General features: G+C 37.0%; 25 protein-coding genes and 2 riboswitches. Of the genes, 23 read left to right on the top strand and 2 right to left on the bottom strand.

Features of this window, described 5'->3' with window-relative positions; genetic code table 11:
- Positions 1-4 precede the first annotated feature (4 nt).
- The 17 genes from ilvC (at position 5) to DN393_RS23245 (ending at position 14,811) form a co-directional block, all read left to right on the top strand.
- Positions 5-1,021: a ketol-acid reductoisomerase gene (gene ilvC, locus DN393_RS23325; RefSeq protein ID WP_098111194.1), complete on the top strand. Its 1,017-nt coding sequence runs from the start codon at positions 5-7 to the stop codon at positions 1,019-1,021.
- Between the two features lies 1 nt (position 1,022).
- Positions 1,023-2,543 carry a 2-isopropylmalate synthase gene (leuA, locus tag DN393_RS23320; protein ID WP_064476674.1) on the top strand — a complete coding sequence of 507 codons (1,521 nt, stop codon included), beginning with the start codon at positions 1,023-1,025 and terminating at the stop codon, positions 2,541-2,543.
- A gap of 77 nt (positions 2,544-2,620) precedes the next feature.
- A complete protein-coding gene (leuB, locus tag DN393_RS23315) occupies positions 2,621-3,685 on the top strand; it encodes a 3-isopropylmalate dehydrogenase (protein WP_064476673.1) in 1,065 nt (354 codons plus the stop codon).
- Positions 3,685-5,079 (top strand): 3-isopropylmalate dehydratase large subunit, encoded by a 1,395-nt coding sequence (gene leuC, locus DN393_RS23310; RefSeq protein ID WP_149173981.1) that lies wholly within the window; start codon positions 3,685-3,687, stop codon positions 5,077-5,079. Before leuB ends, leuC begins: the two co-directional genes overlap by 1 nt.
- Positions 5,057-5,638 (top strand): 3-isopropylmalate dehydratase small subunit, encoded by a 582-nt coding sequence (gene leuD / locus DN393_RS23305; protein ID WP_098111197.1) that lies wholly within the window; start codon positions 5,057-5,059, stop codon positions 5,636-5,638. Before leuC ends, leuD begins: the two co-directional genes overlap by 23 nt.
- Before the next feature lie 308 nt (positions 5,639-5,946).
- A complete protein-coding gene (gene hisZ, locus DN393_RS23300; protein WP_149173980.1) occupies positions 5,947-7,209 on the top strand; it encodes an ATP phosphoribosyltransferase regulatory subunit in 1,263 nt (420 codons plus the stop codon).
- Positions 7,185-7,820 carry an ATP phosphoribosyltransferase gene (hisG, locus tag DN393_RS23295; protein ID WP_098103354.1) on the top strand — a complete coding sequence of 212 codons (636 nt, stop codon included), beginning with the start codon at positions 7,185-7,187 and terminating at the stop codon, positions 7,818-7,820. The genes hisZ and hisG overlap by 25 nt, the downstream gene beginning before the upstream one ends.
- Before the next feature lie 11 nt (positions 7,821-7,831).
- A complete protein-coding gene (hisD, locus tag DN393_RS23290) occupies positions 7,832-9,121 on the top strand; it encodes a histidinol dehydrogenase (protein ID WP_149173979.1) in 1,290 nt (429 codons plus the stop codon).
- Positions 9,121-9,705, top strand: a complete 585-nt coding sequence (hisB, locus tag DN393_RS23285) for an imidazoleglycerol-phosphate dehydratase HisB (protein ID WP_001206365.1) — start codon at positions 9,121-9,123, stop codon at positions 9,703-9,705. Before hisD ends, hisB begins: the two co-directional genes overlap by 1 nt.
- On the top strand, positions 9,706-10,335 hold the full coding sequence (hisH, locus tag DN393_RS23280; protein ID WP_000560364.1) for an imidazole glycerol phosphate synthase subunit HisH: 630 nt from the start codon (positions 9,706-9,708) through the stop codon (positions 10,333-10,335).
- Positions 10,308-11,027 (top strand): 1-(5-phosphoribosyl)-5-[(5-phosphoribosylamino)methylideneamino]imidazole-4-carboxamide isomerase, encoded by a 720-nt coding sequence (hisA, locus tag DN393_RS23275; protein ID WP_064476668.1) that lies wholly within the window; start codon positions 10,308-10,310, stop codon positions 11,025-11,027. Before hisH ends, hisA begins: the two co-directional genes overlap by 28 nt.
- Positions 11,021-11,779: an imidazoleglycerol phosphate synthase cyclase subunit gene (hisF, locus tag DN393_RS23270; protein ID WP_064476667.1), complete on the top strand. Its 759-nt coding sequence runs from the start codon at positions 11,021-11,023 to the stop codon at positions 11,777-11,779. Before hisA ends, hisF begins: the two co-directional genes overlap by 7 nt.
- Positions 11,776-12,081 (top strand): phosphoribosyl-AMP cyclohydrolase, encoded by a 306-nt coding sequence (hisI, locus tag DN393_RS23265; protein WP_016088718.1) that lies wholly within the window; start codon positions 11,776-11,778, stop codon positions 12,079-12,081. Before hisF ends, hisI (DN393_RS23265) begins: the two co-directional genes overlap by 4 nt.
- A gap of 10 nt (positions 12,082-12,091) precedes the next feature.
- A complete protein-coding gene (gene hisI / locus DN393_RS23260) occupies positions 12,092-12,415 on the top strand; it encodes a phosphoribosyl-ATP pyrophosphatase (RefSeq protein WP_064476666.1) in 324 nt (107 codons plus the stop codon).
- 13 nt (positions 12,416-12,428) lie between these two features.
- Positions 12,429-13,448: a histidinol phosphate phosphatase domain-containing protein gene (locus DN393_RS23255; protein ID WP_149173978.1), complete on the top strand. Its 1,020-nt coding sequence runs from the start codon at positions 12,429-12,431 to the stop codon at positions 13,446-13,448.
- A 67-nt stretch (positions 13,449-13,515) separates the two neighbouring features.
- Entirely contained in the window at positions 13,516-13,692 is a 177-nt protein-coding gene (locus DN393_RS23250; RefSeq protein ID WP_088048382.1) for a DUF4025 domain-containing protein, read from the top strand.
- A gap of 147 nt (positions 13,693-13,839) precedes the next feature.
- Positions 13,840-14,811: an NAD(P)-dependent oxidoreductase gene (locus tag DN393_RS23245; protein WP_255449830.1), complete on the top strand. Its 972-nt coding sequence runs from the start codon at positions 13,840-13,842 to the stop codon at positions 14,809-14,811.
- A gap of 29 nt (positions 14,812-14,840) precedes the next feature.
- On the opposite strand, the gene pssA is transcribed toward DN393_RS23245, so the two are convergent.
- The gene (gene pssA, locus DN393_RS23240; protein WP_000285422.1) at positions 14,841-15,542 is read right to left on the bottom strand and encodes a CDP-diacylglycerol--serine O-phosphatidyltransferase; all 702 of its coding nucleotides are present in this window, start codon (positions 15,540-15,542) and stop codon (positions 14,841-14,843) included.
- A gap of 182 nt (positions 15,543-15,724) precedes the next feature.
- Entirely contained in the window at positions 15,725-17,611 is a 1,887-nt protein-coding gene (locus DN393_RS23235) for an LTA synthase family protein (RefSeq protein WP_064476663.1), read from the bottom strand.
- Positions 17,612-17,864: 253 nt separating this feature from the next.
- Between DN393_RS23235 and DN393_RS23230 the strand changes: the two genes are divergently transcribed.
- From DN393_RS23230 to cysC, 6 genes are all read left to right on the top strand, one after another.
- Entirely contained in the window at positions 17,865-18,260 is a 396-nt protein-coding gene (locus tag DN393_RS23230) for a DUF3888 domain-containing protein (RefSeq protein WP_001228833.1), read from the top strand.
- Between the two features lie 89 nt (positions 18,261-18,349).
- A riboswitch (Lysine riboswitch) is annotated at positions 18,350-18,531 on the top strand.
- Between the two features lie 178 nt (positions 18,532-18,709).
- Complete coding sequence (gene lysA / locus DN393_RS23225; RefSeq protein ID WP_064476662.1) at positions 18,710-20,026, top strand: diaminopimelate decarboxylase; 1,317 nt, start codon at positions 18,710-18,712, stop codon at positions 20,024-20,026.
- A 117-nt stretch (positions 20,027-20,143) separates the two neighbouring features.
- Positions 20,144-20,252, top strand: a riboswitch (SAM riboswitch).
- Positions 20,253-20,324: 72 nt separating this feature from the next.
- Positions 20,325-20,468: a YezD family protein gene (locus tag DN393_RS23220; RefSeq protein ID WP_000116163.1), complete on the top strand. Its 144-nt coding sequence runs from the start codon at positions 20,325-20,327 to the stop codon at positions 20,466-20,468.
- Positions 20,469-20,554: 86 nt separating this feature from the next.
- Positions 20,555-21,259, top strand: a complete 705-nt coding sequence (locus tag DN393_RS23215) for a phosphoadenylyl-sulfate reductase (RefSeq protein WP_064476661.1) — start codon at positions 20,555-20,557, stop codon at positions 21,257-21,259.
- Positions 21,260-21,297: 38 nt separating this feature from the next.
- Entirely contained in the window at positions 21,298-22,434 is a 1,137-nt protein-coding gene (gene sat / locus DN393_RS23210) for a sulfate adenylyltransferase (protein ID WP_064476660.1), read from the top strand.
- A gap of 12 nt (positions 22,435-22,446) precedes the next feature.
- Entirely contained in the window at positions 22,447-23,040 is a 594-nt protein-coding gene (cysC, locus tag DN393_RS23205) for an adenylyl-sulfate kinase (RefSeq protein WP_048561381.1), read from the top strand.
- Positions 23,041-23,051 lie beyond the last annotated feature (11 nt).

Here is a 23,051-nt window from a genome sequence, read left to right as displayed (position 1 = left end):
GGAAATGAAAATGACAAAAGTTTATTATGAGAAAGATGTAACGGTAAATGTATTAAAAGAAAAGAGAGTAGCAATCATTGGATATGGCTCGCAAGGTCATGCACATGCACAAAACTTACGTGATAACGGATTTGATGTAGTAGTAGGTTTAAGAAAAGGGAACTCTTGGGATAAAGCGAAAGAAGATGGATTTTCTGTATATACAGTAGCAGAAGCAGCGGAAAAAGCTGATGTAGTAATGATTCTACTACCGGATGAACTGCAGCCAGAAGTATATGAAGCGGAAATTGCGCCAAATTTAAAGGCAGGAAATTCTCTCGTTTTTGCTCACGGATTTAATGTGCACTTTGATCAAGTGAAACCACCAACTAATGTAGATGTATTTCTAGTAGCACCAAAAGGTCCAGGGCATCTTGTGCGCCGTACATTTGCTGAAGGCGGAGCTGTTCCTGCATTATTTGCAGTATACCAAGATGCAACAGGAGTTGCGACTGAAAAGGCACTTTCTTATGCTGATGGAATTGGAGCGACGAGAGCCGGTGTATTAGAAACGACGTTTAAAGAAGAAACAGAAACAGATTTATTTGGAGAGCAAGCTGTGCTTTGCGGCGGAGTAACTGCACTAGTAAAAGCTGGATTTGAAACGTTAGTTGATGCCGGTTATCAACCGGAACTTGCATATTTTGAATGTTTACATGAACTAAAACTAATCGTTGACCTTATGTATGAAGGCGGACTTGAAAATATGAGATATTCAGTTTCAGATACAGCGCAGTGGGGCGACTTCGTATCAGGCCCACGCGTTGTTACGGAAGATACGAAGAAAGCGATGGGTGCAGTGCTAGCAGAAATTCAAGATGGTACATTTGCAAGAGGCTGGATTGCAGAGCATAAAGCAGGAAAACCAAATTTCCATGCGACAAATGAGAAAGAGAATGAACACGAAATCGAAGTAGTTGGACGTAAATTACGTGAAATGATGCCGTTTGTACAGCCGCGAGTAAAGGCAGGGGTTAAATAATATGAAGCAGATTTTGTTCATGGATACGACGCTACGTGATGGCGAACAATCACCAGGAGTGAATTTAAATGAACAAGAGAAATTGCAAATTGCAAGGCAATTAGAGAGACTAGGTATTAATGTCATGGAAGCTGGTTTTGCAGCAGCTTCCGAAGGGGATTTTCAATCGGTAAAACGCATCGCAAATACCATTCAAAATGCTACAGTTATGAGTTTAGCTAGAGCGAAAGAAAGTGATATTCGAAGAGCATATGAAGCCGTGAAAGGTGCTGTATCTCCTCGTCTACACGTATTTTTAGCTACAAGTGATATTCATATGAAATATAAACTTTGTATGTCAAAAGAAGATGTATTAGATAGTATTCACCGCTCGGTTACACTCGGGAAATCATTATTTCCGACAGTACAATTTTCAGCAGAAGATGCGACAAGAACAGCAAAAGCTTTTTTAGTTGAAGCAGTTGAAGTTGCAATTCGTGCAGGAGCGAATGTAATTAATATTCCAGATACAGTTGGATATACGAATCCAGAAGAATATTATTCTCTTTTTAAATACTTACAAGAATCCGTTCCTTCATATGAAAAAGCAATTTTCTCTTGTCATTGTCACGATGATCTTGGGATGGCAGTAGCGAATTCATTAGCTGCGGTTGAAGGCGGAGCGTTGCAAGTAGAAGGAACAATTAATGGAATTGGAGAAAGAGCAGGGAATGCGGCGTTAGAAGAAGTCGCAGTTGCTCTTCATATTAGAAAAGATCTCTATAAAGCGGAGTCTTCTATGACGCTAAAAGAGATTAAAGCGACGAGTACATTAGTAAGCAGATTAACAGGTATGGTTGTACCGAAAAATAAAGCGATTGTTGGAGCGAATGCATTTGCTCATGAATCAGGAATTCATCAAGATGGTGTATTAAAAGAAGTGACAACGTATGAGATTATTGAACCAGAGCTAGTAGGCGAATCTCAAAATCTATTCGTACTTGGAAAACATTCTGGACGTCACGCGTTTACAGAAAAAATGAAAGAGCTTGGTTATGAATTTACAAAGGAAGAACGAGATGCGGTGTTTGAAGCCTTTAAAAAATTAGCTGATCGTAAGAAGGAAATTACTGAGGAAGATTTACGTGCACTTATGCTTGGGGAATCAGCATTTGCGGCTCAGCAATATAACATTACGCAACTACAAGTACATTTTGTATCAAATAGTACACAATGCGCGACAGTTGTGCTAAAAGACGAAGAAGGAAATGTATACGAAGATGCAGCGACTGGTTCTGGTAGTATTGAGGCGATTTATAATGCAATCCAAAGAATTTTAGGATTAGAATGTGAATTGGCGGATTATCGCATACAATCTATTACACAAGGTCAAGATGCACTGGCTCATGTTCATGTTGAATTAAAAGAAGGAACGCATCAAGTATCAGGTTTTGGTGTTGCACAAGACGTATTGGAAGCTTCGGCGAGAGCATATGTCCATGCAGCAGGGAAATTGAAATCTTTTATCCAGCTTGTGAAATAAGTGTTTGATAGGTGAGAGAAGCCTTCCTCACCTATCAAATTAAAGTTCTGAAAATTCAGTTAAAAGGAGTGTTGAAATTGGAAAAACGTATCGTTTGTTTAGCTGGTGATGGTGTTGGCCCAGAAGTTATGGAAAGTGCGAAGGAAGTATTGCATATGGTAGAGAGGTTATATGGGCATCATTTTCATTTGCAAGATGAGTATTTTGGCGGGAGTGCTATCGATGTAAATGGGCAACCATTACCGCAACGAACGCTTGCCGCTTGTTTAGCAAGTGATGCGGTTTTACTTGGAGCGGTTGGTGGACCAAGGTGGGATAGCGCGAAGGAAAGACCGGAGAAAGGATTATTAGCTCTAAGAAAAGGGCTTGGAGTATTTGCAAATGTTCGCCCTGTAACGGTAGAAAGCGCAACGGCACATTTATCGCCATTAAAAAACGCTGATGAAATTGATTTCGTTGTCGTTCGTGAATTAACAGGTGGAATTTATTTTTCTTATCCGAAAGAACGAACGGACGAAGTAGCAACAGATACACTTACGTATCATCGACATGAAATTGAACGGATCGTTTCTTATGCCTTTCAATTAGCGAGTAAGCGGAAGAAAAAAGTAACATCTATTGATAAGGCGAATGTTTTAGAATCTAGTAAACTATGGAGAACTGTTACGGAAGAAGTAGCACTTCGTTATCCAGACGTTGAACTAGAACATATTTTAGTAGATGCAGCTGCGATGGAGTTAATTCGGAATCCAGGACGGTTTGATGTAATTGTAACGGAAAACTTATTTGGGGATATTTTGAGTGACGAAGCTTCAGTATTAGCGGGATCATTAGGAATGCTTCCATCAGCAAGTCATGCAGAAAAGGGACCTTCATTATACGAGCCTATTCACGGATCAGCGCCGGATATTGCCGGAAAAAATAAGGCGAATCCAATTGCAATGATGCGCTCTGTTGCAATGATGCTTGGGCAATCATTTGAATTAACGAGAGAAGGGAATGCAATTGAATCTGCGATATCTGCAGTTCTTAAATTAGGAAAATGTACAGTAGATATCGGAGGAGATGAGACGACAACTTCATTTACGAAGGCAGTTATACAAGAGATGGAAGAGCAAGCGTTAGTAGGGAGAGGGAGATAATGGGAAAAAGGCTGCTAGATAAACTTTGGGAAAGACACGTAGTTACGACAAACGAAAATGGATTAGATTTATTATATATCGATCTTCATCTTGTTCATGAAGTAACGTCACCGCAAGCCTTTGAAGGCTTGCGGCTTACAAATCGAACGGTTCGCAGATCTGATTTAACATTCGCAACGATGGATCATAATATTCCAACGAAAGATGTTTGGAATATTACCGATCGCATTGCGAAACAGCAACTAGATACACTCCGGGAAAATTGTAAACAATTTCAGGTGCCGTTAGCGGATATCGGGGATGAAGAGCAAGGGATTGTTCATGTTATCGGACCAGAACTTGGACTTACACAACCAGGAAAAACAATTGTTTGTGGTGATAGTCATACAGCAACGCATGGTGCGTTTGGCGCGCTAGCATTTGGCATTGGTACGAGTGAAGTGGAGCATGTATTGGCAACGCAAACGTTATGGCAACGAAAGCCGAAAGCGATGGGTATTGAGTTAAAAGGAAAATTACAGAAAGGTGTTTACGCAAAAGATATTATTTTGCATTTCCTTTCAAAGTACTGTGTAGCAGTTGGAACTGGATATGTAATGGAATTTTACGGAGAGACGATTGAGGCTATGGAGATGGAAGAGAGAATGACGCTTTGTAATATGGCAATTGAAGGAGGAGCAAAGGCTGGTATTATAGCACCAGATGAAAAAACATTTGCTTATGTAAAAGGACGTAAATATGCACCGAAAGACTTTGAAACATTCGAGAAGAAATGGTCTGAACTTTATACAGATTCAGATGCAATTTATGATTTATATATTACGATAGATGTGACGGATTTAGCACCGTACGTTACGTGGGGAACCAACCCGAGTATGGGTGTTCGTATTGATGAAAAATTGCCAGAAAAGCAGGATGCAAATGACGAAAGAGCATTTTCTTATATGGGATTAAGCCCTGGACAAAGCACGTATGACATTTCTGTTCAGCATGTTTTCATTGGATCTTGTACAAATTCCAGGCTTTCTGATTTAGAAATTGCTGCATCTGTTGTGAAAGGGAGAAAGGTAAAAGAAGGTGTGCGAGCGCTCGTTGTACCTGGATCGAAAAGAGTAAGGGAAGCTGCGATGCAAAAAGGGCTACATCACATATTTGAAGAAGCTGGATTTGAATGGAGAGAACCTGGATGCTCAATGTGTCTTGGAATGAATCCAGATCAAGTACCTGAAGGAGAACATTGTGCTTCGACTTCAAATCGTAATTTTGAAGGAAGACAAGGAAAAGGGGCACGAACACATTTAGTTAGCCCAGCAATGGCGGCAGCAGCTGCGTTATACGGTCATTTTGTTGATATTAGAAAGGAGAGTTATGATGGAGCCATTTCGTATTCATAAAGGTACTGCCGCAGTACTGATGAATGATAACATTGATACAGATCAAATTATACCGAAGCAATACTTAAAGAGAATTGAAAGGACGGGATTTGGAAAGTATTTATTCGATGAATGGCGCTATGATAATAACCGCCATGAAAACCCTAATTTTCCGCTTAATGCACAAGACAGAAAAGGAGCAAGTATATTAATTACAGGTGATAATTTTGGGTGTGGTTCTTCAAGAGAACATGCACCTTGGGCACTTGCTGATTATGGTTTCCACGTTATTATCGCCGGAGGGTTTGCAGATATTTTTTATATGAATTGTATGAAAAATGGTATGTTGCCAATTGTAATGGATAAAGAAATGCGAGAAAAACTTGCCAAAACTGATGCGAGAGAACAAATAGAAGTAGATTTAGAGAATGAAGTAATTACAACGAGTACGCACAGATTTCATTTTACGATCGAGAAAATGTGGAAAGAGAAATTATTAAATGGTCTAGACGAAATTAGTATTACGATGCAATATGAACAAGAAATTGTAGAGTATGAAAGGAAAATAGCTTTATATTAAGAAATAACGGAATGTTCAAAATGTATTTACATTCAGAATTAAGTATTATATACTATGTAAAAATCAGAGGAGAAGGGGAGTAAGTATTATGAATATCGTGCAATCTATTAAAATGCTTACACAACTACATCATCATACATAAAGCCCTTGAACCTAGCGTGAAAACGTGTAGGCACAAGGGTTATTCCCGTTGTACCTACACTCTACTAAAGAGCCTTGTAGGTATTTTGTCTACAAGGCTCTTTTTATTTTCGGTTTAGGTGAATGAAATGGGCATACATTAGAAAGGGAAAGGTGTGAGAATTTAGATGACAAAATGGAAACGGGCAAACCCAAATGGAACGAGAGACTATTTATTCGAAGAATGTACGTTAATTGAAGAAGTGGAGCAAAAATTAAGACGTACTTTTTTAGGGCGAGGTTATGAGGAAATAAGGACACCTACAATTGAATTTTATGATGTTTTTGCCTTTCAAAATAGACCGATAGATGAAGAAAAGATGTATAAATTTTTTGATGAAAAAGGACGGATTATCGTGTTACGTCCAGATATGACAATTCCTTTAGCGAGAGTGATGGGAACGCAGAGGTGGGATACGCCGCTTAAACTGACGTATGGCGGAAATGTATTTAGGGCGAATGAGTCCCTTACTGGAAAATATAATGAAATTGTACAAAGTGGTATTGAAATTATAGGGATTGATAACGTAAGAGCTGAAATTGAATGCGTCATAAGCGTCATTCAATCACTTCAAAAGGTGAAGGTGCAATCTTTTACAATAGAGATTGGGCAAGTGCAGTTATATAAATGTATTGTAAAAAAACTCTCCATTCATGAGGAAGAAGAGAGAGTACTTAGGACATACATTGAAAGTAAAAATTATGCGGCTCTATCAAATTTTATTAGAGAAAAGAAATTAGATCAATGTGATGAAACAGTAAGATTACTTGAGAAATTACCAAGGCTATTTGGGAATTTAGAAGTGATTGAGGAAGCAGAAAAACTCGCCTCAAGTAATGAAATGAAAATGGCGATTGCAAGAGTGAAAGAAATATATGAAGCAATTGAAAAACTAGGCTATGGATCTTACATATCAATTGATTTAGGTATGATCCAACATTTAGATTACTATACGGGAGTTATTTTCAAAGGGTATATATATGAAATTGGAGAAGAAATTGTTAGTGGCGGAAGATATGATGAGTTAATTGGAAATTTTGGAGAGATGCTGCCGGCTGTTGGACTCGCGGTGCAAGTCAATCAAATTGTGAAGGCGCTGCAAGAGCAACAAGAACCATATGAACGAAAAGGAATAGATATTATTATTCATTATGAGTTAAATAGATTAGCAGAAGCGGAAAGATTACGAAATTTACTTCAAAAGGACGGAAAAAAAGTAGAGCTATCCTTATTCTCTAATGTAAACGACACCTTTCAATTTGCAAGAAAAAATCAAATAGTAACGGTCGTTGAGGCAAAGAACGAATCATTAGTGGAATATGTATGGAAAGAGAAATGGGTAGTCCAGAAAGAAGGAGAAACTTCATGCGTAACATTCAAATTGCGTTAACGAAAGGAAGATTAGAAAAACATGTGATTCCGCTCTTTGAGCAGATTGGGATTGATTGTTCGGAGCTCAAAAATAAAGGACGAAAGCTTGTCTTTCAAAGTAAAAATACAGATATCTCATTTATTTTAGTGAAAGCAGTAGATGTTGCTACTTATGTAGAACATGGAGTAGCTGATATTGGGGTCGTTGGAAAAGATATTTTAATGGAAAATGAGAAAGATATTTACGAAATGTTGGATTTAGGAGTGGGTGTGTGTAAGTTTTGTGTTGCTTCTATTCCTACGTATAATCCGAAGAGCTACCGAAAGAAACGCATTGCGACGAAATATCCACATATTACTTCTAACTATTTTCATGATAAAGGAGAGGATGTAGAAATTATCAAAATAGAAGGTTCTGTAGAAATTGCTCCTATTCTTGGATTGGCAGATGCAATTGTTGATATTGTGGAAACAGGAAAAACATTACAAGAAAATGGGCTCATTGTATTTGAGGAAATGTGTTCTATATCTGCTCGAATGATTGTAAATAAGGCTACATTAAAAACTAAAAAAGACGAAATATTCAGTATTGTAAATATGATGGAGCAAGAAATTTTGTCAGGAAAATAGGGGGACTTGTAATGGAGATAGTTTGTGAAGATTTTCAAAAGGCGTTATCGAAAATAAAATTGCTACGAGAAAACGCTAATATAATAGAAGAAACTGTTCAAAGAAGTGTAAGTGAAATCGTTCGAAATGTAAGGAAGAGTACGGATGAGGCTCTATCTTTTTATACAAAAAAGTTTGATGGTGTGGAGACTAAAGCGTTTCGTGTAAGTGAAGAAGAAATAAAACAAGCGGGTATGTTTGTAGAACATTCATTTTTAGAAGCGTTACAAGAGGCGAAGAAAAACATTATTTCGTATCACGAAAAGCAAAAAAGGCAATCTATATTCGATTGCGCGAGTAAAGGTATCATTAGAGGACAAATCATTCGGCCTTTAGAAAATGTAGGGGTATATGTACCGGGCGGAACGGCTTCGTACCCTTCATCAGTATTAATGAATGTATTGCCAGCAAAACTCGCAGGTGTGAAAAAAATTGTAATGGTAACACCACCAAGGCAAGGGGGAATTGATCCACATATTTTAGTTGCTGCAAGCCTTGCAGGAGTAGATGAAATTTATACGATAGGTGGTGCGCAAGCAATTGCTGCTTTAGCATATGGGACGGAATCGATTCCAAAAGTGGATAAAATAGTTGGACCAGGAAATTTGTACGTCGCTCTGGCGAAACGAGAAGTATACGGAATAGTAAATATCGATATGATTGCTGGACCGTCAGAAATTGTAGTTATTGCTGATGAAGCCGGTAATGCAAAATATATCGCTGCTGATTTATTATCGCAAGCAGAACATGACGAGAGAGCAACAGCAATTTGTATTACAACGAATATAGAGTTAGCAAAAGAAGTAGAAAGAGAGATAAAAAGACAGTTAGAAACATTACCAAGAAGCGAAATTGCACGTGAATCGATAAATAGAAATGGAGCTATCTTTATCGTTCCTTCTTTAGATGAGGCGCTACAATTATCGAATGAAATCGCTCCAGAACATTTAGAGTTACATATAAAAGAACCGATGAATGCTCTAGCTTATGTGAAACATGCAGGATCTATCTTTCTTGGTTCATATGCACCGGAACCGCTCGGTGATTATTTAGCAGGACCGAATCACGTGTTACCGACAAGTGGAACGGCAAGGTTTTTCTCACCGTTATCAGTCGATGATTTCGTGAAAAAATCAAGCTTTCTGTCTTATACGGAGGAAGCGTTAAGAGATGTACAACATCATATTGTAGAACTTGCCAATAAAGAAGGGTTACATGCGCATGCGAGAGCAATTCAAATAAGATTTGAGGAGGAAGAATAATGCGTGAGTGCAGTCAAATACGTGAGACGACAGAAACAAAAATAAAATTAAGTTTACAGCTTGATGAAGGCAAGAACGTTTCTGTACAAACGGGAGTTGGATTTTTTGATCATATGCTAACTTTATTTGCAAGGCATGGAAGATTCGGTTTACAAGTGGAGGCGGAAGGCGATGTATTCGTTGATGCGCATCATACAGTTGAAGATGTTGGAATTGTACTCGGAAATTGTTTGAAAGAAGCATTGCAAAATAAAGAGGGGATTAACCGTTATGGCTCCGCATATGTACCGATGGATGAATCTTTAGGTTTTGTCGCAATTGATATTAGCGGGCGCTCATATATTGTGTTTCAAGGAGAATTAACGAATCCGAAGCTAGGGGATTTTGATACAGAACTAACAGAAGAATTTTTTAGAGCAGTTGCTCATGCTGCCAATATTACATTACACGCTCGCATTTTATACGGAAGCAATACACATCACAAAGTTGAAGCGTTATTTAAAGCGTTTGGTAGAGCGCTTAGAGAAGCAGTCGAAAGAAATGCCAGCATTACTGGTGTAAATTCCACGAAAGGGATGTTGTAATTGATTGCTATTATAGATTATGGAATGGGAAATATTCGCAGTGTGGAACAAGCATTACAATATATTGGAGCAGAGTACATCGTAACGGGTGATAAAGAAAAGATTTTTAGAAGTGATGGAGTAATCTTACCAGGAGTAGGTGCATTTCCGAAAGCGATGGATGTATTGGAAGAAAAAAATTTAGTGCGTGTATTAAAAGAAGTCGGGAGTTCAGGAAAACCGCTTCTGGGCATTTGCCTAGGGATGCAGCTTTTATTTGAAAAAAGTGAGGAACTACAAGACTGTAACGGATTAAGTTTATTGCCAGGTGTTATTCGAAAGTTAAAGGTTCCTTATAAAATTCCACATATGGGATGGAATGAGTTAAAGAAAGAGGGAGAAATAGCACTTTGGAATGGAGTAGAGGACGGTTCTTTCGTATATTATGTTCACTCTTATTATGCAGATTGTCCAAATGAAATTGTGTATGGGATAAGTGAATATGGAGTGAAAGTACCTGGTTTTGTAGCAAAAGGAAATATATACGGCGCACAGTTTCATCCTGAAAAAAGCGGTGACATTGGAATGCAAATGTTGAAAAATTTCAAAGGGGTGGTAGAGGCATGGAAATCTTCCCAGCTATCGATTTAAAAGAGGCGCGATGCGTTAGACTTTATCAAGGAGAGTTTAGTAAAGAAACAGTAATGAATGAAGATCCGGTTGCGCAAGCGATTATATTCGAAAAATTGGGAGCGAAAAAGTTGCACATTGTTGATTTAGATGGTGCAATTGCTGGCGAGTCAGTAAATTTGCTCGTTATTGAAAGAATTTGCAAGGCAATACGTATTCCTGTGCAAGTTGGAGGCGGAATTCGATCACTTGTAGCGGTAGAGAAGTTATTGTCAGTAGGTGTAGATAAAGTGATTTTAGGAACAGCTGCTCTTTATGATAAGGAATTTTTAGAAGAAGCAGTTCTTCTATATAAAGAGAAAATCATTGTTGGAATTGATGCGAAAAATGGTTTCGTAGCAACGAGAGGCTGGCTTGATGTGTCTGAAATTTCTTACATTTATTTAGCGAAGCAAATGGAGAATGTAGGTGTTCAAACGATTGTGTTTACAGACATTTCGAAAGACGGGACACTTGCAGGGCCGAATTTAGAGCAATTGGAGTTACTACAAAAAAGCGTGAGCATTCGTCTTATTGCTTCTGGAGGAGTGGCATCTATTCAAGATGTGAAAAAATTAAATGATATGAATATATACGGCGTCATAATTGGTAAGGCTCTTTATGAGAAAACGATTGATTTAGAAGAAGTGCTAGAGGTAACAAAGTTATGTTAGCGAAACGCATTATTCCATGTCTAGATGTGAAAGAGGGCCGAGTCGTAAAGGGTGTAAATTTTATAGGGTTACAAGACGTCGGTGATCCTGTTGAAATAGCCGCTTTATATAATGAGGCGGGAGCAGATGAAATTGTATTTTTAGATATTACGGCAACGCATGAAGGACGAAAAACAATTATAGATGTTGTAGAAAAAACAGCTTCGAAAGTATTTATTCCTCTTACAGTTGGCGGGGGGATTTCAAGTGTTAAAGATATGTACAATTTACTAAGAGCTGGAGCGGATAAAGTTTCAATCAACTCAGCGGCAGTGGGAAATCCAAAGCTAATCGAAGAAGGGGCAGAACACTTTGGCTCACAATGTATTGTCGTAGCAATTGATGCTAGAAAAGTAGCAGAAGAAAAGTGGAATGTTTATGTGAACGGCGGAAGAGTTGATACGGGTATGGATGCAATCGGATGGGCAAAACGCGTTGCCGAGCTAGGGGCAGGCGAAATTTTGTTAACGAGTATGGATGCAGATGGAACGAAAAACGGGTATGATCTTCGTTTAACAGAAGAAATTTCAAAAAGCGTTTCCGTACCAGTCATCGCGTCAGGTGGATGTGGTCATGTTGATCACATTATAGAAGTTTTTCAAAAGACAACAGTTGATGCAGCACTTGCGGCATCCATCTTTCATTATGGTGAGGCGACAGTGCAGGACGTAAAGAGAAAATTAAGAAATGCAAATGTTGAGGTGCGGTTATGAAACCTAACTTTTCAAAAGGATTATTACCAGCAGTTGTAATTGAAGAAGGGACAAAAGAAGTTTTAATGCTAGCTTATATGAATGAAGAAGCATATGAAAAAACGCTAGAAACGAAAAGAACATGGTTTTATTCTCGTTCAAGACAATCGTTATGGAATAAAGGAGAAACATCAGGAAATGTCCAATATGTGCAATCTCTTTATTTAGATTGTGATCAAGATTCAATTGTTGTTGTCGTAAAGCAAGTGGGACCTGCTTGTCATACAGGAGAGAAAACATGTTTTCACTACAAAATTATATAGGGGGATACATATGGAAAATGCCTTTAAATTACTATTTGAAACAATTGAAGAACGAAAGGGAAATCCACTTCCTGAATCGTATACAAATTATTTATTTTCAAAAGGAGAAGATAAAATTTTAAAGAAAATTGGTGAAGAATGCACGGAAGTAATTATCGCATCTAAAAATAATGACAAAAAAGAATTAGTGAAAGAAATGGTTGATGTATTGTATCACTGCTTTGTTTTATTAGCTGAAAAAAATATATCATTAGAAGATGTTATGGAGGAAGTGACAGAAAGAAATGGGAAGCTTTCGCGAGTAGGGGACAGAAGTGAAATAGATACATTATAAGGGGGAAATGTAGATGAAGGTGGATTATCACATTCATTTAGAAGAAGGGCCATATTCAATAGGATGGCTAGCTAAAATAAATGAAGCATTGCAACATTATGAACCGCTTAAAGAAGAAAAACATTCTATGGAATGGCTTGTGAAAACACAAGAACACCTGCAAAGACGTGTGAAAGAAGGGCCATTTACAACGAAATGGATTGATTTATATTTAGAAGAAGCTTTGCGAAAAGGTATAAAAGAAGTTGGTATTGTCGATCATTTATACCGTTTTTATGAAGCGAAAGAATACTATGAAAGATATGTCGATATAAGTGATTCAGGGCTTGGTCGTTTACAGAAGGAATGGTTAGGTCAAGTAAGGGTAGCGTCACTGCATGATTTTACAAAGACAATTGAAGAGGCGAAAGAACGATGGAGTAAACGAGGCGTGATGCTAAAACTTGGAATTGAAGCGGATTATTTTATTGGTGGTGAACAAGAATTACAATCTTTACTCGCATTAGGAGATTTTGATTATGTAATTGGCTCTGTTCATTTTTTAAATGGCTGGGGATTTGATAATCCAGATACGAAAGAATATTTTAAAGAACATGACTTATATGCTTTATATGATACGTTTTTCAAAACAGTTGAGTGTGCAGTTCGCTCTAATTTATTTGATATTATAGCTCATCTTGATAACATAAAAGTATTTAATTATCGGTTAGATGAAAATGAACAACTTTCATATTATAAGGAAATTGCGCGTGCGTTAGTAGAAACAAATACGGCAACGGAAATAAATGCAGGATTGTACTATCGCTATCCTGTACGCGAAATGTGTCCGAGTCCGCTATATTTACAAGTATTAGCTAAGTATGGCGTTCCAGTTACTCTCTCCTCAGATGCTCATTATCCGAATGATTTAGGAAAATATGTGGCAGAGAATATAAAGACGTTACGTAATCATGATATTTCTCACATAGCTACATTTACGAAACGAGTAAGAACGATGAGATTACTGGAAAAAGAAGTAACAATTTCAAAATGATCACGATTTTTTGATGAAAACCACCTTTTTTGTTCAAAATAAGAAAGAATAAAAAGGAGGGTAAGAAATGGCGAAACAACAAAATAAACAAAATGTACAAGATGTACAAGGTGCACAGCAACAAGCTTATACTTCTGAAACGAATGCTACATCTCAATCAGTTATTGAGGAACAAATTAGCGATACAGTTGCAGAGGGAACGATCGATGCAAAGCTTGGACAAGAATCGCAAGAGAAAGCGTAAGAAAAGGGGAGAGATGGATCTCCTCTTTTCTTATGGGGAAAAAATGTCGATTTTCAAAACTATGATCAAATTCCTTGGTTTTTATAGGTGGATTTCTTACAATGAAAGATAAGAGATATCTTATTTTTTATAGAAGAGGTGTTAGTAGTGGCAAAAATATTAGTAGCAGGGAAAATTCCAGCAATCGGATTAGAACTATTAAAGGATCATGATGTAGAAATGTATGATAAAGATGCGTTAATTTCTTTAGATGAATTAACAGATCGTGTAAAAGATAAAGATGCATTGTTAAGCCTACTTTCTACAAAGGTGACAAAAGAAGTTATTGATGCGGCACCTAATTTGAAGATTGTTGCAAACTACGGTGCTGGTTACGATAATATTGATTACTCGTATGCCGGAGAAAAAGGGATTGCGGTAACGAATACACCGAAAGTATCAACTGAAGCGACAGCAGAATTAACATTTGCACTTCTTTTAGCAGCTGCACGTAGAATTCCTGAAGGCGATACATTATGTCGTACAACTGGATTTAATGGATGGGCACCATTATTTTTCTTAGGCCGTGAAGTACACGGTAAAACAATTGGAATTATTGGCCTTGGAGAAATCGGAAAGGCAGTTGCAAAGCGTGCGAAAGCGTTTGGAATGAATGTTTTATATACAGGACCAAATCGAAAGCCTGAAGCTGAAAGTGAACTGGAAGCAACATATGTAACATTGGAAGAATTAGTACAAACAGCAGACTTTATTACAATTAATTGTGCTTATAATCCGAAATTGCATCATATGATTGATGATGAACAGTTTAAAATGATGAAGAAAACAGCGTATATTGTAAATGCTTCACGTGGACCAATTATGAATGAAGCGGCACTTGCTCATGCATTAAAAACGAATGAAATTGAAGGAGCAGCTCTTGACGTGTTTGAATTTGAACCGAAAATTACAGAAGAGCTAAAAGGATTAAAGAATGTAGTACTTGCTCCTCACGTAGGAAATGCAACGTTCGAAACGCGTGATGCGATGGCTGAAATGGCAGTAAGAAATATTTTAGCCGTATTAAAAGGGGAAGAGCCTGTAACACCTGTAAATCAAAAAGTAGTAGTTACAAAATAAAAAGAAACCTTCCGGAATCGGAAGGTTTCTTATTTTTCTTTATTTGCTCTTTTAGACGGTCTTTGTCTGAGAAATTGAGATAGCATATACAAAATATATAGTGGAATAGCAATGAATAAGAAAACAGAAAAATTACCGAACCCTGTTTGGTACATTGTTATAATGATTCCAACTAGAAATAGTGTAATAATGATGCTATATCGTGGAATTGGTACATCTTTTAAACTTGGGATACGAATGCGGCTCACCATTAAAAATGCGAACGTTACAAATACTGTAATAAGAACGATTTTTGGAATGGTATGTGAAAATAATGTTAAGAAAGCAACAAGCCCTCCCGCTGCTGTAATCGGTACGCCAGTGAAATATTTCATTGAAGTAGAAGATGGTGTTACATTAAATCGTGCTAAACGGTATGCTCCGAAAAGAGGGAATAGTCCCGCTATGTATAGTCCGATGATTCCGTAATTGGAGAAAGATGTGTAATACATGAGAACAGCAGGTGCTGCACCAAATGTTACGACATCCGCCAGCGAGTCAAGCTCTTTTCCCATTTGTGAATCAACACGTAATAAACGAGCAACACGTCCATCAAGACTATCTAACATCATCCCGATAAGTACTAAAATAGCAGCTGATTTATAATATCCTAAAGATGCATAGCCGATTGATAAGAATCCACTATATAAATTTCCGAGCGTAAATAAGTTTGGAATAGCTGCTCTATACAAAATCTGATCCCTTGCTTTCTGTAATAAATTCTTAATTAGTTTATGAAATTTTACTTATTTTATCATACCATAAATTTCTTCCTCATACGAAAAAAATTCCCAATTTGTGAAAGATTTCATAGCGGAATGATTTGAAAAATAAGTAAAAAAAGAAGCAACTTTTATAAAAGTTGCTTCTGGTGCTATTCAAATTTCGTGGTCATTGTTCCGGTTTTATAACGATTGTTAGGGTCGAAACGTAATAAGTCTCCATAAATGAGTTTGTCGGAGAGTTTCAATTCAGTTTTTGCTTTTTCAATATTTGGTTGACATAATGAAATGTCCGCTTCTTCACCTGTATTTCGTTTATAGCACATGTTTTTTGTATAAACATAGTTTTCCGAAACGAAGCTACCATCACGCATTACCATAAGTGGATCTTCTTCTTTAACAAATAGGTCAGTTCCAAATTCAACTGATTGATTTGTTTTAACACCAAGTAAATGAAGTAGCGTTGGTTTAATATCAATTTGACCAGATACTTTAGAAATGACTTTTCCTTCTTGACCAGGTACATGAATAATGAGAGGGACGCGTTGTAATTGCATAGAATCAAACGGTGTAATAGCGTCTTTCCCAAGGAACTGAGCCATAGCTGCATTATGGTTTTCAGAAATACCGTAATGATCTCCATAAATGACAATAACGGAATTATCATACAGTCCTTCCTCTTTTAATTGTTTAATAAATAATTTCAGAGCTTCATCCGTGTAACGAACGGTTGGGAAGTAGCGGTTTACAACACCACTTTCCGAATTAAACTCATCAACATATTGATCTTCTGGATTTAGAAGAAATGGAAAATGGTTTGTTAAAGTAATAAATTTTGTATAGAACGGTTGTGGTAAAGATTTTAGCTTTGGAATCGATTGTTCAAAGAACTCTTTATCTTTTAATCCCCAACCGACAGACATTTGTTCTGTGCCTACGTAATCATTTAAATTAAAGTAACGATCATATCCAAGTGCAGGATACATTACATCACGATTCCAAAACGTTTTATCGTTGGAATGGAAGACAGCAGAAGAATATCCGTATTTTTTTAATTGTTCTGGTGTAGCTGTATATTCATTTGTTGCGTGAGTAAAGAATACAGAACCGCGGTCTAGCGGATAAAGTGAATTTTCAACGATAAATTCAGCATCAGAAGTTTTACCTTGTCCTGTTTGATGATAGAAGTTATCGAAATAAAAACTATCTTTAATAAATTCATTTAAAAATGGAGTAATTTCTTTTCCATTTATTTTTTTATTAATAACAAAACTTTGTGTAGATTCCATTGAAATCAAAATGACATTTTTACCTTTTGCAGCTCCAAATAAGTTTTTATCAACTTGCTTATCTTTTGAGTCTGTATAGTTTTTAATTTCAGAGAACCCGTCACCACTTGCAAATACACGTTCAGCCGAAGATTTAGATTGAAGTGTAATATCAAATAGATGATATGTGTATAAGCCTAAATTTTTCACGACAGTTTGACGATCAAATGAGCGTGAGAACATTTGCGGCTTATAAATAACTGAAACGGCAATTTGTAGTGCTAATAGAGCTGTTACACCGCTAAAGAAAGTTCGCTTCTCAGAGCGAGAAAGTGGCGTCTTGTCGCAAAATGCTGGGAATTTACGTGAAAGAAACATTAAAATAATTGCATCTGCAAATAAAAGTAATGTTTTGTACGTAAAGAGTTCTTTTATACTTGTCCCTAAATCAGCCATATTATTTGTTTGAAATAAAACTGGGAACGTAACGAAATCGTTATAAAACCCATAAAACATTGCATTTCCAAATAAAATAAAGGACAGTATAAAACTGATTCCAACTATAATGCGGTTTCGGTGCTTAGATGCAAGTAAAGCAAAACCGAAAAATAAAAGTAACGCAGCTAGTGGATTAATAAAAAGCATAAATTCTTCAAAGAAGTTATCAATTTTAATATCAAATGCTAGCTTGTACACAATATATGTTTTTATCCATAATAAAACGACTGCAACGAGTGCAAATCGCAGTTTTGGAAACAGACGTTGTAGCATAATATACTCCTCTCCTAAAAAGCAGGACAGTTCTTGTGAGCCGGTTTGATTAGCGCCTCATTTTATATATACGAACAGTCCTTTGTTATTATGTTTATTATACTATGAGTATCATTATACGAAAATAAAAGAGAGTTGTGGACTTTTTTATAATAATTGAGTAGAAAAAGGGCAGTGGGAGACAATAAAACGGAGTTTCTATGTATGATAATTATCGTGCGCAGAAGAATCGTGTAATAATACGGAGGTTATAATGCGAAAATTATTATATTTTATAGTATGCAGTAGTGTTATACTTTTTGCTTCACCGAGTGTGTCGGTAGCCCAATATGATGCACCTCTTATGGAAGATGCCCTTTATTCTGTTTTATTTCCGAAAATAAATAAAGCAATTGAAAAACAATATGGGAGCTTGAAGCCTTATCAATGTCCTAAAATTATTAGTTTAAAAAAAGTGTATAGCGGTACATATTTATTTCAAGCAAGTATTGAAGTAACGAAGTATGAACGAGTTGCTGGGAAAATTGCTCCACCATTTGAGAAGGTAACGATTACATTTAATAATGAAGAAGGCGAATGGGAAGTGTCAAAGATTTCAGTAAAGCGCTTACCAAATGATACGAAATTAAACTGTAAAAAAACAATATAAAAAATTGTTTGACAAATAAAATGGTCCTTTGGTATTGTTAATAGCAACAATTAGATGTTTGAAAATTAAATAGACTTACCTCATCTACTCTCAAAGGTAGAGGCCGCGATAGGAAAGAGTAAGCTATGGGAGATTTAATGGAATCTGTGATCATAGGTTGAAAGGGACTATTGCCGAAATATATGAATAACCACCTTATTCATATATTGGGACTGCATTGAATAAATGTAGTACTGTCATAATATTTATTTTATGGAGAGCTATTTGGAGATGTTGATGCGGTTTCTTATTTTGAGGAGATAACAACTCGTTTATTTTTTCTATATATTTTTCCTAATAAGAAACGCGTGTGAACATTGTTCCGCGCGTTTTTTGTCTATCTAAAAGCGTGCTGCAATGAATAGAAGATTGGGGTTATGAGTTTTAGAGGAAATAAGGGAGGAATTCAAATGTATTTACACGGCACAAGCCGAATCAATGGGCAAGGACACTTAGAAATTGGAGGGTGCGATACGACGCAGCTAGCAAAACAATACGGAACACCACTTTATGTATACGATGAAGAGTCAATTCGAGGAAAGTGCCGTGCGTTTCATCGTGCGTTTAAAGAAAGTGGTTTCTCTTATCAAGTAGCATATGCAAGCAAGGCGTTCTTGTGCATGGAGATGTGCCGAGTAGCTCGTGAAGAGAATATGTCATTAGATGTTGTTTCTGGAGGAGAATTATATACTGCGCTTCAAGCAGGATTTCCAGCATCGCGCATTCATTTTCACGGCAATAATAAAACAGAAGAAGAAATCGTGATGGCTCTGCAGGCGAATATTGGTTGTTTTGTCGTAGATAATTTCTTAGAATTAGAAATTTTGCATGATTTAGCAGTGCAACATGGGAAATTTGTGAACATATTAATCCGTGTAACGCCTGGAGTAGAGGCGCACACACATGAATATATTACAACAGGTCAAGATGATTCGAAATTTGGATTTGGCGTGTCAAATGGTCAAGCGATGCAAGCAATTGAGTTTGCTTTACAAAAATCAAATTATAATGTGTTAGGAATTCATTCACATATCGGATCACAAATATTTGAAACGGCTGGATTTGTTCGAGCGATTGAAGTTCTTCATCAATTTTTAGAACAAGTGAGAGAGCGCGCGAACTATGTAGTAAAAGTATTAAATGTAGGCGGAGGATTCGGAATACGCTACACAGAGTCAGATACACCATTAACTCTTGAGACATATGTGCGAGCTGTAACAAGTGCGGTGAGGGAACAATTTACGGTATGTAATTATCCGCTTCCAGAAATATGGGTTGAACCAGGCCGTAGTATTGTAGGGGATGCTGGAACGACAATTTATACAGTCGGATCTGTGAAAGACATTCCTGGTATTCGGAAATATGTATCAGTGGATGGTGGGATGACTGATAATTTAAGACCTGCTTTATATAACGCTCGTTATGAAGCGATGTTAGCGAATCGAGGGAATGATGAGAATGAGGAACTTGTTTCGATTGCTGGGAAGTGCTGTGAGAGTGGAGATATGTTAATTTGGGATATTACTCTACCGAAAGTTGCTGCTGCCGATTTACTAGCAATTTCTTGTACAGGGGCATATGGGTACTCGATGGCGAATAATTATAATCGGATTCGTAGACCAGCTGTCGTCTTCGCGAAAGGCGGCACATCACAAATTGTTGTAGAGCGCGAAACATATGAAAATATTATTGGGAACGATCGCATACGTATTAAAGAACTTGTTTAAATGAGGAAAAAGGAGTTGTTCGGATGGGCAATTCCTTTTTTATAAAATAAAATAATTAAAATATATCGGAAAACTAGGATTGAAAAAAATCAGAATTGTGATAAAATACAAATACAAAGCTTATCAAGAGAAGCGGAGGGAACTGGCCCGACGAAGCTCGGCAACCTGCTTATAGAAAGCAAGGTGCTAAATCCAGCAAAATGGAATCCATTTTGAAAGATAAGGTAAAATATATTACCGAACAGTCTTTTCGAAATGGGAAAGATTTTTTTTATGAATAAAAAGGGGGGCTGTTCGCGTGAGTGTACGGGAACATTTTGAGGAAGTATCTGAGAAAATTCAAGCGATGCTTGCTGATATGAAATATGGTTCAATTACAATTGTTGTGCAAGATGGGAAAGTCATTCAATTAGAGAAAAGTGAAAAGGTACGTTTAAAGTAAAAAGCGCTGACTAGAAAAACTAGAGGCGGTTTTAACCTATTATATTAGGTTAAAACCGTCTTTTTGCTTTTACAGGGGGAAAGAACATGTTGACGTATGAAACGTGGGAAGAAAATAATGTTTCATTTTCAGAAGAAGATGAAACGAAAGGCGCGCTATCAGTATTAAGTTGGGCTTATAAAGAATATAAAAGTGAAATTGTATACGCATGTAGCTTCGGAGTGGAAGGGATGGTATTACTGCATCTTATAAACCAAGTAAATCCATCTGCTAAAGTTGTATTTTTAGATACAAATGTTCATTTTCGAGAAACGTATGAATTAATTCAAAAAGTGCGGGAACGATTTCCTTCATTAAATATTATAGAAAAACAGCCGGAACTTACGCTTGATGAACAAGCGAAGTTACATGGTGAGAAATTATGGGAAAGTAATCCGAACCTTTGTTGTAAAATTAGAAAAATTTTACCGTTAGAAAAATCATTAGCAGCGGAAAAAGCGTGGATTTCGGGCTTAAGGAGGGAACAATCAGAAACACGTAAGCATACAAAGTTTATAAATCAAGATCATCGCTTTCAATCTATTAAAGTTTGTCCACTCATTCATTGGACGTGGAAAGAAGTGTGGCGATATGTATACAAACATAGCTTGCCGTATAACCCGCTGCATGATGTTGGATATCCAAGTATTGGGTGTGAGAAATGTACGTTACCTGTAGGAGAGGGTGGCAATTCGAGAGATGGTAGATGGGCCGGGAAAGTGAAAACAGAATGTGGTCTTCATTACCAATAAGATGAATTTGAAAATAAAGCTAAGAGAGGGTACTGAAAATGAGTACAAGAAACGAATTAATAAATCGAATAGACGAGACATATGACGTATCACAAATTAAAAAAGAAATTCAACTAGACAACATTGCATTAAGTGATTTAGAGCTATTAGCGACAGGGGGATATAGCCCACTTACAGGTTTTTTAGGAAAGAAAGATTACGATTCGGTCGTAGAAACGATTCGTTTAGCTAATGGGAGCGTTTGGAGTATCCCCATTACATTACCGGTAACAGAAGAAGTAGCAGAGAGTCTAAAAATTGGAGAGGAAGTAAAGCTTGTCAGTGATGGAAATATATATGGTGTCATTCAAATAGAAGATATTTTTGTACCAGATAAAGAAAAAGAAGCGTTACTTGTATATAAAACGACGGATGAGGCTCATCCAGGAGTGAAGAAGTTATATGAGCGACCGAACGTTTATGTCGGTGGAGCTATTATTCTTACAAAACGCTTTGAAAATAATCCGTTTCCTTCTTATCATTTAGATCCAATTGAAACGAGAGAAGAATTTAAAAAACGTGGTTGGAAAACAGTAGTCGGATTTCAAACGAGAAACCCGGTACATCGTGCTCATGAGTATATTCAAAAATCTGCTCTTGAAATTGTAGATGGTCTCTTTTTAAACCCTTTAGTTGGGGAAACGAAGTCGGACGATATTCCTGCTGATGTAAGGATGGAAAGCTATGAAGTATTACTTCAAAACTATTATCCGAAAGAGCGTGTCTTTTTAGGGGTATTTCCTGCAGCAATGCGTTACGCAGGACCGAGGGAAGCAATATTCCATGCATTAGTTAGAAAGAATTTTGGATGTACTCACTTTATTGTAGGACGCGATCATGCAGGGGTAGGAGATTATTACGGTACGTATGAAGCACAAGAAATTTTTACAAACTTTACAGTGGAAGAGTTAGGAATTACACCGTTATTTTTTGAACATAGTTTTTACTGCACGAAATGTGAAGCGATGGCTTCGACGAAAACATGCCCGCACGGCAAAGAAGATCATGTTATTTTATCGGGTACGAAAGTAAGAGAACTATTACGAAACGGTGAGGTTCCGCCAAGTACATTTAGTCGTAAAGAAGTAGTGGAAGTGCTAATTAAAGGTTTGAAAAAAGAAGTAGTAACAGAATAGGGAGAGAATGACATGGACACGAATATTACTTGGCATACAGCATCTGTTTCAAAAGATGAGAGAAGAGTAAGAAATGGGCATCATAGTTTTGTAGTTTGGTTTACTGGTCTATCAGCTTCAGGTAAATCTACGGTGGCGAACGCGGTTGCTCGTAAACTATTTGAAAAGAATATTGGAAACTATGTACTAGATGGGGATAATGTACGCCACGGTTTAAATAAAGACTTAGGTTTTTCTGAAAGTGATCGTATGGAAAATATAAGAAGGATTGGCGAAGTGGCGAAGCTATTCGTAGATCAAGGCACTGTTGTTCTTACAGCGTTTATTTCACCGTTTCGAGTAGACCGAAAACAAGTAAGAGATTTATTAGCAGCAGATGAGTTTATAGAAGTGTTTGTAAAATGTCCAATTGAAGAGTGTGAAAAGCGTGATCCGAAAGGGCTTTATAAAAAAGCAAGACAAGGTGATATTAAAGAATTTACTGGTGTTGATTCACCGTATGAGGAACCAGAGAAAGCGGAATTAATTGTAGAAACGCACAAGTATTCTATTGAAGAATGTGCAGAACAAATCGTGAAGTACTTACAAGAGCGTAGTTTTATATAGGGGGATAAAAA

Origin of the sequence: Bacillus sp. BPN334, from assembly GCF_008368885.1 — a bacterium.
GTDB lineage: Bacteria > Bacillota > Bacilli > Bacillales > Bacillaceae_G > Bacillus_A > Bacillus_A wiedmannii.
This window is presented reverse-complemented; position numbering and strand designations above follow the sequence as displayed.

What these genes read in the sequence shown, in the direction of transcription:
- DN393_RS23235 (WP_064476663.1), bottom strand. Translation starts at nt 17,611, where the DNA reads ATGCTACAACGTCTGTTTCCAAAACTGCGATTTGCACTCGTTGCAGTC.
- DN393_RS23230 (WP_001228833.1), top strand. Translation starts at nt 17,865, where the DNA reads ATGCGAAAATTATTATATTTTATAGTATGCAGTAGTGTTATACTTTTT.
- hisI (WP_064476666.1), top strand. Translation starts at nt 12,092, where the DNA reads ATGGAAAATGCCTTTAAATTACTATTTGAAACAATTGAAGAACGAAAG.
- hisA (WP_064476668.1), top strand. Translation starts at nt 10,308, where the DNA reads ATGGAAATCTTCCCAGCTATCGATTTAAAAGAGGCGCGATGCGTTAGA.
- DN393_RS23250 (WP_088048382.1), top strand. Translation starts at nt 13,516, where the DNA reads ATGGCGAAACAACAAAATAAACAAAATGTACAAGATGTACAAGGTGCA.
- hisZ (WP_149173980.1), top strand. Translation starts at nt 5,947, where the DNA reads ATGACAAAATGGAAACGGGCAAACCCAAATGGAACGAGAGACTATTTA.
- hisD (WP_149173979.1), top strand. Translation starts at nt 7,832, where the DNA reads ATGGAGATAGTTTGTGAAGATTTTCAAAAGGCGTTATCGAAAATAAAA.
- leuA (WP_064476674.1), top strand. Translation starts at nt 1,023, where the DNA reads ATGAAGCAGATTTTGTTCATGGATACGACGCTACGTGATGGCGAACAA.
- leuC (WP_149173981.1), top strand. Translation starts at nt 3,685, where the DNA reads ATGGGAAAAAGGCTGCTAGATAAACTTTGGGAAAGACACGTAGTTACG.
- DN393_RS23255 (WP_149173978.1), top strand. Translation starts at nt 12,429, where the DNA reads ATGAAGGTGGATTATCACATTCATTTAGAAGAAGGGCCATATTCAATA.
- hisG (WP_098103354.1), top strand. Translation starts at nt 7,185, where the DNA reads ATGCGTAACATTCAAATTGCGTTAACGAAAGGAAGATTAGAAAAACAT.
- sat (WP_064476660.1), top strand. Translation starts at nt 21,298, where the DNA reads ATGAGTACAAGAAACGAATTAATAAATCGAATAGACGAGACATATGAC.
- hisI (WP_016088718.1), top strand. Translation starts at nt 11,776, where the DNA reads ATGAAACCTAACTTTTCAAAAGGATTATTACCAGCAGTTGTAATTGAA.
- ilvC (WP_098111194.1), top strand. Translation starts at nt 5, where the DNA reads ATGAAAATGACAAAAGTTTATTATGAGAAAGATGTAACGGTAAATGTA.
- cysC (WP_048561381.1), top strand. Translation starts at nt 22,447, where the DNA reads ATGGACACGAATATTACTTGGCATACAGCATCTGTTTCAAAAGATGAG.
- DN393_RS23215 (WP_064476661.1), top strand. Translation starts at nt 20,555, where the DNA reads ATGTTGACGTATGAAACGTGGGAAGAAAATAATGTTTCATTTTCAGAA.
- leuD (WP_098111197.1), top strand. Translation starts at nt 5,057, where the DNA reads ATGGAGCCATTTCGTATTCATAAAGGTACTGCCGCAGTACTGATGAAT.
- lysA (WP_064476662.1), top strand. Translation starts at nt 18,710, where the DNA reads ATGTATTTACACGGCACAAGCCGAATCAATGGGCAAGGACACTTAGAA.
- hisF (WP_064476667.1), top strand. Translation starts at nt 11,021, where the DNA reads ATGTTAGCGAAACGCATTATTCCATGTCTAGATGTGAAAGAGGGCCGA.
- hisB (WP_001206365.1), top strand. Translation starts at nt 9,121, where the DNA reads ATGCGTGAGTGCAGTCAAATACGTGAGACGACAGAAACAAAAATAAAA.